Source organism: Umezawaea sp. Da 62-37, from assembly GCF_032460545.1.
Taxonomy (GTDB): Bacteria; Actinomycetota; Actinomycetes; order Mycobacteriales; family Pseudonocardiaceae; genus Umezawaea.
On the sequence record NZ_CP135965.1, the window covers coordinates 2,262,805 to 2,278,447 of the forward strand.

11 protein-coding genes and 1 pseudogene are annotated in these 15,643 nt (G+C 71.6%); 3 read left to right on the forward strand and 9 right to left on the reverse strand.

What is annotated here, in order from left to right; translation table 11 throughout:
• Positions 1-80: 80 nt before the first annotated feature.
• Positions 81-1,019 carry a GlxA family transcriptional regulator gene (locus tag RM788_RS09755; protein ID WP_315931248.1) on the forward strand — a complete coding sequence of 313 codons (939 nt, stop codon included), beginning with the start codon at positions 81-83 and terminating at the stop codon, positions 1,017-1,019.
• A gap of 18 nt (positions 1,020-1,037) precedes the next feature.
• Here the strand turns inward: RM788_RS09755 and RM788_RS09760 are convergent, their stop codons facing one another.
• On the reverse strand, positions 1,038-2,951 hold the full coding sequence (locus RM788_RS09760; protein ID WP_315931249.1) for a transglycosylase domain-containing protein: 1,914 nt from the start codon (positions 2,949-2,951) through the stop codon (positions 1,038-1,040).
• Between the two features lie 120 nt (positions 2,952-3,071).
• Here RM788_RS09760 and RM788_RS09765 point away from each other — a divergent pair, with 120 nt between their 5' ends.
• Positions 3,072-4,649 carry a serine/threonine-protein kinase gene (locus RM788_RS09765; RefSeq protein WP_315931250.1) on the forward strand — a complete coding sequence of 526 codons (1,578 nt, stop codon included), beginning with the start codon at positions 3,072-3,074 and terminating at the stop codon, positions 4,647-4,649.
• Positions 4,650-4,664: 15 nt separating this feature from the next.
• Here the strand turns inward: RM788_RS09765 and RM788_RS09770 are convergent, their stop codons facing one another.
• The 8 genes and pseudogenes from RM788_RS09770 to RM788_RS09795 all read right to left on the reverse strand — a co-directional run bounded on the left by RM788_RS09770 (position 4,665) and on the right by RM788_RS09795 (position 14,943).
• Entirely contained in the window at positions 4,665-5,219 is a 555-nt protein-coding gene (locus tag RM788_RS09770; protein WP_315931251.1) for a DEAD/DEAH box helicase family protein, read from the reverse strand.
• Positions 5,219-5,815 (reverse strand): nitrile hydratase subunit alpha, encoded by a 597-nt coding sequence (nthA, locus tag RM788_RS09775; protein ID WP_315931252.1) that lies wholly within the window; start codon positions 5,813-5,815, stop codon positions 5,219-5,221. Before nthA ends, RM788_RS09770 begins: the two co-directional genes overlap by 1 nt.
• Complete coding sequence (locus RM788_RS52935) at positions 5,815-6,087, reverse strand: SH3-like domain-containing protein (RefSeq protein ID WP_399343291.1); 273 nt, start codon at positions 6,085-6,087, stop codon at positions 5,815-5,817. Before RM788_RS52935 ends, nthA begins: the two co-directional genes overlap by 1 nt.
• Positions 6,080-6,364 (reverse strand): hypothetical protein, encoded by a 285-nt coding sequence (locus RM788_RS52940; RefSeq protein WP_399343293.1) that lies wholly within the window; start codon positions 6,362-6,364, stop codon positions 6,080-6,082. The genes RM788_RS52935 and RM788_RS52940 overlap by 8 nt, the downstream gene beginning before the upstream one ends.
• Before the next feature lie 13 nt (positions 6,365-6,377).
• Positions 6,378-10,742, reverse strand: coding sequence for a DNA gyrase subunit A (locus RM788_RS09785; protein ID WP_399343294.1), 4,365 nt, complete (start codon positions 10,740-10,742; stop codon positions 6,378-6,380).
• A 33-nt stretch (positions 10,743-10,775) separates the two neighbouring features.
• A complete protein-coding gene (locus RM788_RS52945; protein ID WP_399344946.1) occupies positions 10,776-11,993 on the reverse strand; it encodes a toprim domain-containing protein in 1,218 nt (405 codons plus the stop codon).
• A pseudogene (locus RM788_RS52950) lies at positions 11,970-13,382 on the reverse strand (ATP-binding protein); the annotation flags it as partial. The gene RM788_RS52945 and the pseudogene RM788_RS52950, both read right to left, overlap by 24 nt.
• A gap of 754 nt (positions 13,383-14,136) precedes the next feature.
• Entirely contained in the window at positions 14,137-14,943 is an 807-nt protein-coding gene (locus RM788_RS09795; protein ID WP_315931254.1) for a hypothetical protein, read from the reverse strand.
• A gap of 50 nt (positions 14,944-14,993) precedes the next feature.
• On the opposite strand from RM788_RS09795, the gene RM788_RS09800 reads away from it, so the two are divergent.
• A complete protein-coding gene (locus RM788_RS09800; protein ID WP_315931255.1) occupies positions 14,994-15,608 on the forward strand; it encodes a hypothetical protein in 615 nt (204 codons plus the stop codon).
• Positions 15,609-15,643 lie beyond the last annotated feature (35 nt).

Here is a 15,643-nt window from a genome sequence, read left to right on the forward strand (position 1 = left end):
TTCCCGCCATCGCCAGGTACGGCGCATAAGTCCAGGTGCAAACGTTTGGCGGGATCTCGGGGTTGTTCTAGGTTGTCGCCATGCACACCGTTGCGGTCCTGGCGCTGGAGCAGGTGGTCCCGTTCGACCTCGGCACCCCGCTGGAGGTGTTCGGGCGCGCCCGGCTGCCCGACGGGCGGCCCGCCTACCGGGTCCGGGTGTGCGCCGCGGAACCCGTCGTGGACGCGGGCCTGTTCACCATCACCGCCCCGTGGGGCCTGGAGGGGCTGGCCGACGCGGACACGATCATCGTGCCGGGCACGGCGACGCCGACCCGGCCCGTCCCGGAGCCGGTGCTGGCCGCACTGCGGGACGCGGCCGCCGCCGGGACCCGGATCGCGTCCATCTGCTCCGGCACGTTCACCCTGGCCGCCGCGGGCCTGCTGGACGGTCTGCGGGCGACCACGCACTGGGTGGGCGCCGCGCTGCTCGCCGAACTCCACCCGGAGGTCGACGTCGACCCGGACGTGCTCTACGTCGACAACGGGTCGATCCTCACCTCCGCGGGCGCGGCGGCGGGGCTGGACCTGTGCCTGCACCTGATCCGCCGCGACCACGGGTCGGCGGTGGCCGCGGACGCCGCCCGGCTCTCGGTGATGCCGCTGGAGCGGGAGGGTGGCCAGGCGCAGTTCATCGTCACCGAGCCGCCGCCCACGCCGCAGGGCTCCGCGCTGGAGCCCGTGCTGAAGTGGATGCACGACAACGTCGAGCGCGACCTCACGCTCGACGACATCGCCCGGCACAGCGGCATGAGCACCCGCACGCTGCTGCGCCGGTTCCGCGAGCAGACCGGGTCGACGCCGTTGCAGTGGCTGCACCGGGCGCGCGTGCGCCAGGCGCAGTTCCTGCTGGAGACGACCGGGCACACCGTGGACCGGATCGCCCTCCAGGTCGGCTTCGGCTCCCCCACGTCGTTCCGGGACAGGTTCAAGCGCGTGACCGGCGTGAGCCCGCAGGCCTACCGGCACGCGTTCCAGTGACCGTCCGAAGTGGACGGTCTACTCGAACTGGCCGATCGGGGTCGGCGCGGGGAAGGCGACCGGCGGCGTGCCGTCGAGCGCCCTGTCCATGAACCGCTGCCACAGCAGACCGGGCAGTCCGGATCCGGTGACGGGCAGACCCGCCTTGTCCCGCAGCGCCAGGTCGCCCTCCTCGGTGCCGACCCACACCGACGCCGCGAGCGACGGCGTGTAGCCGACCATCCACGCCTTGGAGTGGTCGACGCCTTCGAGTTCGTGCGTGCCGGGTTTGCCCGCGCACTCGCGATTCGCGCACGGGATCCCCGCGACGCCGGGAAGGGGCTTGAGCGCCGCGGTCACGTTCGACGCGATGGCCCTGCTCTTCGCCGGATCGCTGTCGAACGCGGGCGTCGCGACGTCGGTGTGCTGGTAGAGCAGGCGCCCCGGCGCGTCCTCGACCTTCTCGACGAAGTAGGGCTCGTGCCGCACGCCCTCCGCGGCGAACGTGCCGTAGACGACCGCCATGTCGAACGGGCGGACCAGGGTTTGGCCGCCGCCCAGGGAGATGTTGCCGTCCGGGGCGGGGCTGCCGTCCTCGGCGAGCAGCAGGTCGTGGCGGACGTTCGCGATCTCCACCGATTTCGGGATGCCCGCGGCCCTGGCCGCCTCCGCCACCGCGAGCGTGCCGACCTGGTTGACAGCCAGGTCGTAGAAGACCGTGGCGATGTCCTGCTCGACCCCGGCGCGCAGGCTGCACTCCTTGGCGCAGGCGCGCGGACCGCCGGAGTTCTTGACGGGGTTGGTCTCGCGGCCGGGGAACGCCCGCGGGGAGGTGCCGTCGAACTTCGCCCCCAGGCCGATGCCCTTCTCCAGGGCGGCCACGAGGTCGATCGGGAGGAACGTCGTGCCGGGCTCCTGGAGCGTGTCGCGCGCGAAGTCGCCCCCCAGGGCGTCGCGCCCCGCCCAGTAGGCGCGCACGGCGCCCTTGGTCGGGTCCACGGCGGTGAGCGCCTGGCGCAGCACCGAGGGCTGGCCCGCCATCACCTCGTCGACGGCGCTCTCCGCCGCCGTCTGCGCTTTGGGGTCGATGGTCGTCTGCACGACCAGTCCCATCTCGGCCGCGCGCTCCACGCTGAAGCCCTTGGCCTCCAGCTCGCGGAAGACCTCGGCCTGGATGAGCGCGCGGGGGCCGTCCAGCGGCACAAGCCGCGTCTCCTCCACCGGAACCGGTGCCGGGAACTCCTGCGCTTCCCGGTAGTCGCGGGTCATCCAGCCCTGCTCGACCATGCCGTCCATGACCGCGTTCCAGCGGGCCTCGGTGTAGACCGGGTCGTCTGCGCCGTCCGGATTCCTGATCATCCCGGCGATGAAAGCGGCCTCGGAGGCCGTCAGATCGGCGAGCGCCTTGTCGTAGTACATCCGCGCGGCCGCCACGACGCCGTAGGCCGTTCGGCCCAACGGGACCGCGTCGAGGTACCCGGTGAGGATCAAGTCCTTGCTCTCGCGGGAACTGAACTTGTGGGTCATCGCGAAGTCGACGAACTCGCGGCGCCAGGAGCCGCCCTCGGTCGCGCTGACCAGGCGCAGGTACTGCTTCGCCAGGCCGGTACCGAAGTCGAAGTCCGACGACGTCTCGAAGTCCGGCTGCTCGGCGGCGTAGACCGCGTGCCGCACGTCGTCCGGAATCCGCCCGTTCGCGATGAGCGTCCGGTTCGCGCCGTCGGCCGCGATCCGGGTCATCTCGGTGCCGTCGGCGTAGCGGATCGTGACGACCTTGTTCAGCTGCGCCGAGATCACCGTGGTGCTGGGCACGTCCACGGCCTCGTTCACCACCGCGAAGGCCGCCACCGGGGCGAGCACCACCAGCGCCAGCAGGACGTAACCGACCCGCCGGACCCGGCGCCACCCCCGTTTCGACTTCGGCCTGTCCTGGTCGTTCCGCTGCTCCGCCACCAAGTTCCTTCCCCCGAGGACTCCGACGCGGGCCATTCTGTCGGCCTCATTCGATCAGCCTCGGGGGCACCCCACTAACATTGCACCACCGTCAGCGTTTGCCAGTCCGGGGAGTCGCACGTGAGCGAGGAAAACCGGCGGATCGCCGGGCGTTATCAGCTGGCCGAGCAACTTGGCGGTGGAGCCATGGGGCTGGTCTGGCGCGCCCAGGACCAAAGGTTGGACCGCGTCGTCGCGGTGAAGGAACTGCTGCTGCCCTCGTACCTGGACGAGAAGGCGGCCCAGCAGGCCCGTCGCCGCGCCATGCGGGAGGCGCGCATCGCCGCGCGACTGCAGCACCCCAACGCGATCGCGGTCTACGACGTCGTCGAGCACGACGGCCAGCCGTGGCTGATCATGGAGTACCTGCCGTCGAAGAGCCTCGCGCTGGTGATCGCGGAGAACGGGCCGCTGCCGGTCGACTCCGTGATCCAGATCGGCGGGCAGCTCGCCGCCGCGCTGGCGGCCGCGCACAAGGTCAACGTGGTGCACCGCGACGTCAAGCCCGGCAACGTGCTGCTCGGTGACGCGGGTGCCGTGAAGATCACCGACTTCGGGATCTCGCGCGCCATCGACGACGCCACGGCCACCGCGACCGGTCGGTCTGTCGGCACTCCCGCGTTCTTCTCCCCCGAGGTGGCCAAGGGCGAGGAAGGCGGTTACCCGTCGGACGTCTTCTCGCTCGGCGCCACGCTGTACAACGCCGTCGAGGGCATGCCGCCGTTCGGCATCTCGGAGAACTCGATCGCCCAGCTGCACCGGGTCGCCGAGGGCACCATCCGGCCGCCGGAGCGCGCGGGCGCGCTCACCCCGGTCCTGCTCCGCCTGCTCGACCCGGACCCCGACACCAGGCCCACGATGCCCGAGGCCGCCGAGGAACTGGCCGTCCTGGCCGAGATCCGCGAACCCGTCCCCACCCTCGTCGACCGCGAGCCGGTCGGTGAGCCCCCCGCGGCCGCCGCACCGGTCGAGACGCCCGAGCCCGCGCCCGCGACTCCTCCCGCCCCCGCGCCGGTGGTAGCGGCGGCTCCGTCGACGCCGCAGGCGCAGGAGGCACCCGCGGCGGCACCGTCCACAGAGGACGATCAGAAGCGGAAGCGCGCCATCTTCGGGCTGGTCGGCGTCATCGTGCTGCTGCTCGCCGTCGTCGGCCTGGCGTTCTGGATCGCCAACCGCGACAAGACGCCCGAGGGCCAGGCCACCCCCTCCAGCTCCAGCAGCGCCCCGGTCCCGACGACCACCGGGGGTGGCGAGCAGCCCGCGCAGACGACCGGGGAGACCACCTCCACGACCTCTGAGGCCCCAGCCACCACCACGTCCGAGCCCCCGCCTGCCTCGAACACCCAGCCTGCGTCGACGGGAACGGCCGCGCAGGCGCTCACGGACTACTACGCGGGCCTGCTGGGCAACAAGGAAGCCTCGTACGCCAAGCTGACCGACGCGTTCAAGGCCTCGGGACGTGCTCCTACCTTCGCCGACTACTCGAGCTTCTGGAACGGCTACAGCGCGGTGTCCGCGACCAACGTGGTCGAGCAGAGCCCCGGCGTCGTGTCGGCGACCATCAACTACGTCCACACCGACGGCGTCCCCGAGACCGAGACCCGCACGTTCACCCTCGTGCAGCAGGGCGGGCAGTGGCTCATCGACAACCAGAGATAGGGCGTACGACCACCGTCACCGATCCTGGTCGTCGCCGCCCGTCGGGGGAACGCGGCCCGCGGCGGCCAGGATCGCGGCGGCGACCTGTTCCAGGGGCAGTCCGCCGTCGATGACGGTCGCGCCGAGGCGTCGGTAGGCGGATTCGACGCCGTCGTTGTGCGCGAGTGCCGCCGCGAGTTCCTCCGGGTGCTTGCCGAAGGTGTTCGTCGTGCGGGTCAGCAGGCGGTGCCTGAGCGTCCCGTCGTCGACCACCAGGCAGACCACGAGGGCGAAGAGGTCCCGGACGTCCGCCTCGTTCTCCACGGATCCGCAGAGGAACGTGGTCCTGTTGGCTGTCCTCGCCGCGAGGGCTTCGACCTCCGTGCGGCTGATCCGCCAGGCGAAGCGGTCGAGCCAGCCCGCGGGCACCGGGTAGGGCGGGTCGACGACGACCTCCCCGCTCGTCCGGTCGACCCAGTGGTTGCAGCCCTCCCAGTCGGCGTCGACCACCGACCGGCCCTGGCTCCTCAGCAGCGCGCAGACCGCCGACTTGCCGACCCCCGAGTTGCCCGTCACCCACACCAGCGGCATCAGACCGGAGCGACGCCGATGAGGCCGTCCCGCGTGACGAGGTCGGCGAGGGCGCGTTCGTCGAGACCGTCCGTGCCCTCGGGGCGCCGGGGAACCACCATGAACCGGGTCTCGGCGTTGGCGTCCCACACGGTGACGGCGACGTCCTCCGGCAGGTGGAAGTCGAACTCGGCGAGCACCGAGCGCGGGTCGCGGACGACCCGTGAGCGGTAGGCCTCGCTCTTGTACCAGGTGGGCGACGGTCCGAGGAGCGCGACCGGGTAGCACGAGCAGAGGGTGCAGACGACGACGTTGTGGGTGGTGGCGGTGTTCGCCACGACCTTGAGCCGCTGCTCCTGCAACCCGCCGCCCATCGACAGGCCGATCTCGGCCAGTGCGGCGGAGGCGTCGGTCAGCAGGCGGTCGTGGAAGTCGGCGTCGAGCCAGGCCCTGGCGACCAGGCGGGCGCCGTTGTCCGGGTTCGCCTTGGCCAGGAACGCCTCCAGGGCGCGGTCGACCTCCTTGGCGTCGACCAGGCCGCGCTCCTCCAGCAACGCCTCGACGTGCCGGACGCGCGCCGCGATGACGGCATCGGCCCCGGTGTGGTCCCCGCTCATCACGGCTCCGCTCGTAGGTGGGTCTCCCAGACCGCGAGGGTGACCGAGTGGTCGCCCTCGCCGAACAGGTCGCGCGCGGCGAACCGCACGGCGTACACGGGCTGCGGGGCGACGCTCAGGCCGCGGGAGCGGTCGTCCGCCAGCGGGTGGTGGCCCTCGACCTCCACGACGACGCCGGGCGCGCCACGCGCGTAGCGCGGCACCCTGGTGTGGTGCGGCGGGTCCACGTGCGCGGTGCGCACGCGGTCGCCGGGCGCGAACAGGTCAGCCACCGGAGACCTCCTCGGCGGTGCACACGCCCTTCTCCACCAGCAGCGCGGAGAGGGCGCGGAACCAGCGCTCGTAGTACGAGGAGGCGAGGAACTCCCTGGGTGGCAGGCGTTCGACGGCGTCGCGGAACTCGTCGAGGTTGTAGACGCCCCGGCCGATGAGCGCGCGGTTCAGCGCGAACACGTGCGCCTCCCAGTCCGCGTGGAAGGGCGGCTCCTCGATCTCCCGCTCGATCGGCGGGAACCCGTGCATCCCCCCGACGTCGTTGATCCGGCTCATCGCGCCTCCTCCGTCAGCCCCGCTCGATCACGTGCCCCACCACGTCCGGGCCGGGGTGCGGTGACCCCGACCCGTCGCGCCGCGGGTCCACCTCGGGCAGCTCCACCGGCACGCCGGACTTCGACGCGCCCGCCGGTCGCGACCCGATCCACGCCAGCACCAGCCCCGCCTCGCCCTTCAGGAACCGGTGCGCACGCACACCGCCGGTGGCCCGGCCCTTCGCCGGGTACTCGCCGAACGGTGTCACCTTCACGCTCTGCCCACTCGACGTGACGACCATCGGCTCGCCGTGCGCCTCGTCGTCGACCCTGATCGCACCGAAGAACACGACCCTCGCGTCCGCCGAGACGTTGATCCCGGCCATGCCGCCGCCCTTGAGGCCCTGCGGCCGCACCAGCGACGTCGCGTACCGCAGCAGCGACGAGTCCGACGTGACGAACGCCAGCGTCTCCGTGCCGTCGGTCAGCCAGGTGGCGCCGACGATCTCGTCGCCCTCCTTGAGGCTGATGACCTCGAACTCGTCGGACCGCACCGGCCACTCGGGCGCGCAGACCTTCACCACGCCCTGCCTGGTGCCGAGCGCCAGGCCCGGCGAGGCCGGATCGGGTTCGCCGAGCGGCGCGATGCCGACGACCTTCTCGCCCTTCTCCAGCGGCAGCAGCTCGCTCGCGGCCATCCCGCCGCTCAGCGACACCGTGCCGATCTGCTCCGGCAGCACCGGCAGCGGCAGCACGTCGGTCTTGAACGCCCGACCCAGGTTCGTGATCAGCAGGATCTGGCCTCGTGCCGTGGAGTGCACCACGGCGGCGACCGCGTCGTGCCGGGTGCGCCCCTTGCGGCGCTTGGCCTCCGACGCCTCCTCCGACTCCGCGGCCGTGCGCGCCACCAGCCCCGTCGCGGACAGGATCACCTGGCACGGGTCGTCCGCGACCTCCAGCGGCCCGGCGGGCTTGGACGCCGCGAGGACCTCCTTGAGGTCGCCGTCGATCAGCGAGGTGCGGCGTTCCGCGGCGAGTTCCTTGGCCACGGCGGCGAGTTCGGTCGACACCAGCTTCCGCAGCACGGCCGGGTCGTCGAGGATCCTGGTCAGCTCGGCGATCTCGCCGCGCAGCCGGTCCTGCTCGGCTTCCAGTTCGATCTTGTCGAACTTGGTGAGCCTGCGCAGCGGCGTGTCGAGGATGTAGGTCGCCTGGATCTCGGACAGCTTGAACCGCTTCATCAGGCCGTCCTTGGCGGCCTGCGCGTTCTCGCTGTCCCGGATGAGCTTGATGACCTTGTCGATGTCCAGCAGCGCCGTCAGCAGGCCCTCGACCAGGTGCAGCCGGTCCTCGCGCTTGCGGCGGCGGTACTTCGTGCGCCGGGTGACGACGTCGTACCGGTGCGCGAGGAACACCTCCAGCAGCGCCTTGAGCCCCAGCGTCTGCGGCTGGCCCTCGACCAGCACCAGGTTGTTGATGCCGAACGACTGCTCCATCGGCGTCAGCCGGTACAGGTCGGCCAGCAGGGCCTGCGGGTTCACGCCGACCTTGCACTCGACGACCAGCCGGATGCCGTTCTCGCGGTCGGTGAGGTCCTTGACGTCCGCGATGCCGGAGAGCCGCTTGGACTTGTTGACCTCGTCGGTGATCTTCTCGATGATCCGCTCGGAGCCGACGCCGTAGGGCAGTTCGGTGACCGTGATCGCCTGCCTGCCCCGGCTGCCCTCCAGCGGCCCGATGGCGACCTTGGCGCGCATCCGCACCACGCCGCGGCCGGTCTCGTAGGCCTTGCGCACCTCGTCGAGCCCCAGCAGCATCCCGCCGGTCGGCAGGTCGGGGCCGGGGATGAACTCCATCAGCTTGTCCAGCGGGGCTTCCGGGTGCGTGATCAGCCACCGAGCCGCCGCCACGACCTCGCCCAGGTTGTGCGGGATCATGTTCGTCGCCATGCCGACCGCGATGCCCGACGTGCCGTTGACCAGCAGGTTCGGGAACGCAGCCGGCAGCACCGACGGCTCGACCAGCGACCCGTCGTAGTTGGGGCGGAAGTCGACCGTGTCCTCGCCCAGCTCGCCCACCAGCAGCATCGCCGCCTCGGACATGCGGGCCTCGGTGTTGTGGTTGACGAACCCGCCCGCGAGGAACGAGTGGTCCTCGGTGTCGACCCGGACCGAGTAGACCTCGGCCCGCTCCCCCGGCACCACGGCGGTCACCGGCTCGAAGCGGTAGCCGGAGTCCATGACCGGCAGGATCGTCGCGAGGACCTCGGAGTCCCCGATCCCGCTGACGAACCGCGACCGGTCGGTCTCCCAGTCGTCGAGGTCCAGCGCCTCGCCCGCGAACTCGGCGACGAAGGGGACCTCTTCGGGCGTGGACCGGTGCGGACGCCGGAGCAGGTCCTCCAGCCGCCGCGCCTTCGCGTTCTGGAACCCGGCGCGCTCGGCGAACGCCCGGAGGTCGCGCCGCCCGGAGATGTCCAGGCCGCGCGCGGTGCGCACCGCGATGACGCCGAACTCCGCCAGCACCTCCTGGATCTCGGCCGCGAGCCCGTCGGTGGTGGTCGGGCAGTGCACGACCGGGCCCGCCTCGGTGGCGCGGACCTCGCCGTCGTCGTCGAACACGGCAGTCAGGAAGGCCCGCTTGACTCCCCAGCCGCCCGCCCAGACGAACTCGGGCACGGCCTCGCCGCGCGCCACGGCGGCCGCGCCGCGCACGCCCAGCATGTACTCGCGGGCGGTGGGGATGACGTCGGCCCAGGCGTTGCGGGCGATGCACACCACCGCGCCCGGCCGGACCTCGTCGAGCCTGCGCCACTGGAACAGCGGCACGCCCAGCGGGGCTTCCAGGCACAGCACGAGGTGGTTCTCGCTGCCCCGGATCGAGAAGCCGGACTCCGTGCTCACGCGCAGCGTCGGGTGGACGCCCGAGTTGAACACCCTGGTCACCCGGACGGCCTTGCCGTCCTTGTCGAGCACCTCGAAGTCGGCGTCGGCCTCGGCGTCGGCGGGCAGATCAACCAGGTCGGCGATGCGCGGGCTCGACCCGTCGGCGAGCCGGACGCGGGTGTCGCCGACCACGCAGTACCGCGACGCGGCGGGGCCGTCGTCCGGGCTGCCGAAGTTGCCGTGGCCGTCGACCAGCGGGGTGTTGAGGGAGAAGTCCTGGGCCAGCCGGACCATGGCGTCGTAGATCGCGCTGTCGCCGTGCGGGTGGTACTTGCCCATGCAGTTGTGGACGACTTGGCCCTCGACGACGAACGCGTGCTCGGCCGTGCCGACCTGGATGTCGTAGGTCGTGTCGCGGGCGACCGGCTCGACGGACGTCACGCCGGTCAGCGAGAAGCCGGGCAGGGCCGCCGAACGGGGCCGCGCGGTGGTGATGGCGTGCAGGCCGTCGGTGGTGGACCAGCGCATGAGCATGGCGGCCAGCGCGGCGGCGTCGGCACCGGTCACGGACAGGCCCGCCGGGTGCGCGGCCGCGCGGACGCCGAGGTCGGCGAGCATCGGGCGGACCGGGGCCGCGGCGGGCAGCAGGATGCCGTGGGACGAGGCGGAACCGGCTCCGTCCAGCAGGCCCGCGAGGAACGGGATCCACGTCGAGCGGTCGGCCAGCGCGGTGGCGGGCGGCTCCTCGGCCGGGAAGCCCGCGAGGGTGAGGACGTGGCGGACCGGGTCCTCGTGCTTGTCGCGCGACACCTCGACGTCCGCGGCGATCGCCCAGCCGTGCGCGATGTCGAGCGGCGCGCTGTCGGCCAGTTCCACGGCCACGCCGCCGTCGACGGCCCGGCCCGCGGCCGACACGAGCCCCCGGACGTACGGGCGCGCGTCACCGCCGTCGGAGGGCGCGTCGGCCCAGCGGGCGCTGCCGTACCCGGCGGTGAGCCTGCCCGCCAGGTCGCGGGCGTCGGTCCAGCCGGGCGCCAGGTCGTCGTTCACGGTGCGGAACCGCTGCCCCGGCGTCACGACCATGCTCTGCCCGGTCGACCACGTCACGCGGACCAGCTCGGAGGCCGGGTTCTCGTACGCCTCGACCACCGGCACGGGGACGCCCGCCGCGTCCAGGACCCGGTCGCCTACCCCGATGGTCTCGATCGGCCGCAGGCCCTCCGGGGTGGAGACCAGCGCGCCGCGGACGAAGCAGTCGCCGACCACGCGCGCCGACTTCACGTACGCGTGCGACGGCCGGTAGCCCTGCTCGTTCATCGAGTACAGGATCCGGCGGTGCACCGGCTTCAGCCCGTCGCGGGCGTCCGGCAGGGCGCGCGAGTGGATGACCGAGTACGCGTACTCCAGGTAGGAGTCCTCGATCTCGACCTTCAGCGGGTTGTCGACGACGTTCGCGCCCGCCTGGTCGAAGGCGGAGGGGTCGACCTTGGTCGTCGGGCCTTTGCGGCGTGCCATGGCTGAGCGCTCTTTCTACGGGTGAGGGGCGGGTCAGAGGTCGATCGCGGACTGGTCGACGCGGGAGGAGGACTCCACCAGCCACGCGCGCCGGGGCTCGACCTTCTCGCCCATGAGCAGTTCCAGCGCGGACTCGGCGGCGTCGACGTCGTCCATGGTGATGCGGCGGACCGAGCGGGTGGCCGGGTTCATCGTGGTGTCCCACAACTCGTCCGCGTCCATCTCGCCGAGGCCCTTGAACCGGGGCACGGGCGTGACGATCTGCTTGCCCGCCCTCTCCAGCCGGGCGACCGTCTGCTCCATCTCGCGCTGGGTGAAGGTGAAGCGGGTCTCCGGGTTGCGGCCCTTGGTGACGACCTTGTGCAGCGGCGGCATCGCCGCGTAGAGCCTGCCGTCCTCGATGACGGGGCGCATGTACTTGGCGAACAGCGTGATCAGCAGCGTCCGGATGTGCGAGCCGTCGACGTCGGCGTCCGCCATCAGGATCACCCGGCCGTACCGCATGGCGGCCAGGTCGAACGTGCGGCCGGTGCCCGCGCCGAGCACCTGGACGATCGAGGCGATCTCGGCGTTGCGCAGCGTGTCGCCGAGGCTGGCCTTCTGCACGTTGAGGATCTTGCCGCGCAACGGGAGCAGCGCCTGGTACTCCGACACCCGCGCCATGCGGGCGCTGTTGTGCACGAAGACGCCGGTCTCCAGGGCGAAGTTGTGCAGGCCGTCGACGGTGAGGTCGTAAACGTCCGCCACGTCCTCGAGCATCTCGACCGAGCGCACCTGGTGGTTGACCGGTGACCTGCCGTCACCGGGCGCGTCGAGCTGGCCGGACATGGTCGTCTCGACCTCGGTGTCGAGCTTGGGCAGCGCCCAGATCCCGCGGTCGTTCATCCAGACCGGCCTGCCGCCGTCCACGATGGACGGCGAGCGGTACAGCGGCATCAGCGACTGGTTGATGACCAGCTCGTCCGCCCGCCGGTAGCTGCCGTCGAGCATCCGGAACAGGTGGTCGGGCGTGCAGCGGATCTCCCCGCCGTTGTCGAGCGTCACGCGGACCAGGGGGGCCAGGTAGCGGGTGAGGCGCGGCTCCAGCAGCGGCGCCACGACGACGCGGCCGGTCTCGGTGGTCGCGTAGCCGTAGTGCGTGATGCCGAACCGCCAGTCGGCCACCAGGTCGGCGAACGACCGGGGCCGCCCGTGGGCCATGGCGACCATCGTGTCGCCGGTGAAGCAGCCGAGGGCGCTGTCGCCCTCCACCAGGAACAGCTCGCTGCGGGAGACGCCGGTCGCGCGGCAGTCGACGAGCTTCGGCGGCATCGAGGCGCCCTCGAGGGCGGTCTTGCGGCGGGCCGCGTCCTTCTGCTGCTTCTGGGTGAGCCGGACGCGCGAGGCGTCGACCACCTTCTGCAGCACGACCTTGGCCTCGAGCTTGGTCCTCTTGTCCTCGGTCCACTCCTTGAGGTGCTTCTCGACGACGGCCTGGATGACCTTGACGATGCCCGCGGTGGACAGCTCGTCCTTGGTCTGCGAGGTGAACTGCGGCTCGGGGATGCGGACGTGGATGACGGCGGTCATGCCCTCCAGGACGTCGTCCAGGGTCGGCATGTCCTCCTTGGCCTTGAGCAGGCCGCGGGTCTTGGAGATGGCGTCGTGCAGCGCCTTCACCACCGCGCGGTCGAAGCCCCGGCGGTGCGTGCCGCCGTGGACGTTGCGGATCGTGTTCGTGAAGCACTCCACGGACCGCTCGTACCCGGTGCCCCAGCGCAGCGCGACCTCGACCTCGGCCTGGCGTTCCACTTTGGACCGCATGACGCCGTTCTGGTCGGCCGCGTTCTCCTGGTAGGTGCCGGTGCCGTTGACGAGCAGCGTGCCGGACACCGCCTTGTCCCCCGCCGGCGCGAGGAAGTCGACCATGTCGGCCAGGCCGTTGGGGTAGTGGAACGTCTCCTCGCTGATCGAGTCCTCGATCGCGGTGCGGAGCACGTAGGTGACGCCGGGCACCAGGAACGCGGTGTTGCGCAGCTTCGCGCGCACGCCCTCGACGTCGAGCGAGGAGCCGTTCTCGAAGTACCGGGAGTCGTACCAGTACCGGATGGACGTGCCGGTCGACTCGCCCCGCTTCATCCTCCCGGTGACCTGCAACCCGGACTCGCGGGTGAACGCGGCCTTCGGACCGGGACCGTCGAACACGCCGGGAAGCCCGTGCGCGAAGGACATCCGGTGGACCTTGCCGTCGCGCTTCACCGTCACGTCGAAGCGGTGCGACAGGGCGTTCACCGCGGACGCGCCGACGCCGTGCAGGCCGCCGGAGGTCTTGTAGCCCGACCCGCCGAACTTGCCGCCCGCGTGGAGCCTGGTCAGCACCAGCTCGACACCGGACAGACCGGACTTCGCGTGCACGCCGGTGGGGATGCCGCGGCCGTCGTCGTCGACCTGGACGCTGCTGTCCGCGTGCAGCGTCACGACGACGCGCGTGGCGTTGCCCGCGATGCCCTCGTCGGTGGAGTTGTCGACGATCTCGGTGAAGAGGTGGTTGATGCCACGGCTGTCGGTGGACCCGATGTACATACCGGGTCGTTTGCGGACCGCTTCCAGACCCTCCAGATGCGTCAGGTCATCGGCCCCGTAGAGGGTCTCGGCAGTCACAGGGTCAATCTCCCGATCATGGATTGCGGACGCGGTTCGCGATGGGCGGTACTGGGAGGGTATCTCCAGGGTCCGACAGTTTTCGGAAGTACCACGGACCGTGACGTGATCGGGTGGGTTGGGTGGGGTTGTGGGGGTGGGTGTCTTGGTTGGCGGGGGTGGGGTGGGTGGGGTTTGGGGAGGGGGCGGAGCCCGGCCCCCGGTGCGCGATTGTCTCAATGCCACACCCCCGTTTGTCAAGGCGGGAAAGATGCCTTGACAAACGGGGGTGTGGCAGGAGGGCGCTGTGTATCGGGGGCAGGGGGAGGTCTGGCTTCGCTTGTGTCGGCTGGGTGGTTTAGGGCACCTCGCTGCGCGTCGGTAGGGCGGAGGGCGCTCCGCGCCGGATGTGAGGGGCGGCTGCGCCGAGGGGGTTATCAGGCTGCGCCCGACAAGGCGGGTGGGCGCTCCACGCCGGGTGCGGGTGGGCGGCTGCGCCAAGGGGCATCAGGCTGCGCCTGACAAGGCGGGGGCGGCTGCGCCGACGGGGCATCAGGCTGCGCCTGACGAAGCAGGCGGGCGCTCCGCGCCGGATGCGGGTGGGCGGCTGCGCCGGTGGCGGGGTGGCGGGGTGTGCCTGATCTGTCCGGCGCTTCGGGGCGGACGACGTCCGATGCTGCGCATCGGCGTCTCTCGCTGCGCGTCGGTAGGGCACCTGGCTGCGCGTCGGCGAGGCGTCCTGGTGTGCGGGCAGGGCAGCGGTTTGGCTGGTGGGTTAGTGCTCCAGTTCGGCCACTGCTGCTTTGGCGGCTTCGCGGGCGTCTTCTGCGGAGGCCAGGCGTTGTTCGGCCTTGTCGAGGGTTTTCGTGGCCTGTTGGGCGGAGCGTTCGGCATCGCGCAGTTGGGAGCGCAGGTCTTCGAGTGCCCGTAGGCGGTGGGCGCGTTCGGTGGTGGCTTCCTTGATCTCCTCCTCGAAGCCGGCGACGCGTTCCTCGGCCTCTTCGACGGCTTCGCGGGCCTCGGCGAGTCTGCGTTCGTGGCGGAGGGCGCGGCGTTCGGTGAGGTCGTCGATCGGGGTGGTGAGGGGGCCGAAGCCGGAGTGTTCGAGGGCCTTGGTGAGGCGGGCCTCGCGGAGTTGGTCGGCGAGGGTGGCGTCGGCCATGGCGGCGGTGAAGGTGGTGCGGACCTGCTGGGCCGCTTCGGCGGTCAGGCCGCCTGCGCGTTCGGCGGCGAGGTCGGTGAGTTCGGTGATGAGTTCGCGGCGGCGGACGTCGAGTCTGCGGAGTTCGCTGCCGTGCATCCGGCGTTGGGCCGCGCGCAGTCGGGCGCCCAGTTCGAAGGCCTCGTCCAACAGGTGGTGGCCGTCTCTGACCAGGCGGTTCACCGCCCAGGCCGCGACGGTGGGCCTGCGCAGGGCGGCGATCGCCCTGGCGGTGTCCTTGTCGGCGGCGGCGGTGACGCGCTTGGTCCTGGCCGTGACGAAGTCGGCCGGCGGCAAGGAGTAGAGCTCGTCCGCGGCCTGGTCGACATCCGATGTGTCCGTGATGGATCCAGTCTGGCCAGAACCGAGCACGGCCGCCATCCGTAGTACGGGAAAAGGGGCCGAGTCGTGACGAGCGTGAGGAGCAGCCGATGAGCGTCCACAGCGTCGAGGACGTCGTGCCGCTGAAAACGGGGTTCGACCTGAGCTGGCGCGGCTACCAGCGCGAGGAGGTCGACGACTACGTGCACGACCTCGAGCACGACCTCCGCGACCTCGCCGCCGACCGCGACGCGTGCACCGCGCGCGCCGAACACCTGGCCGAACAGCTGGAAAGCTCCCGTGCCGAGACCCGCGAGCTGCGCGCCGAGCTCAACCGCGTCTGCAGCAAGCCCTACGACCCCGACGTGCTGCCCGTCCGCCTCGCCGTCATGGTCGAGGTCGCCGCCGCCCAGGCCGCCTGCGTGCTGGAACGCGCCGAGGCGAGCTGGAGCGCCGCCCAGGAGTCCGCCGCGAAACTCCGCGCGCACTACGACCGGCTCGCCGACGAGACCAGGCGGCAGCGCGACGCGATCGACGCCGAGCACGCCGCGGTCGTCCGCCTCGCCCGCGTGGAGGCCGCGTCGATCATCCTCGAGGCGCAGGAGCGCCAGCGCGACCTGGACGCCACGTCCCAGGCCGCTCGGGAGCAGGTGGAACTGGACTTCAAGATCGCGATGGACCAGCGCCGCGCGGAGGCGCTGCGGGAGCTGAAGGCCCAGTCCTGACCCCCTGGAGGGCCGCCCGCGGTGGGTGGCCCTCC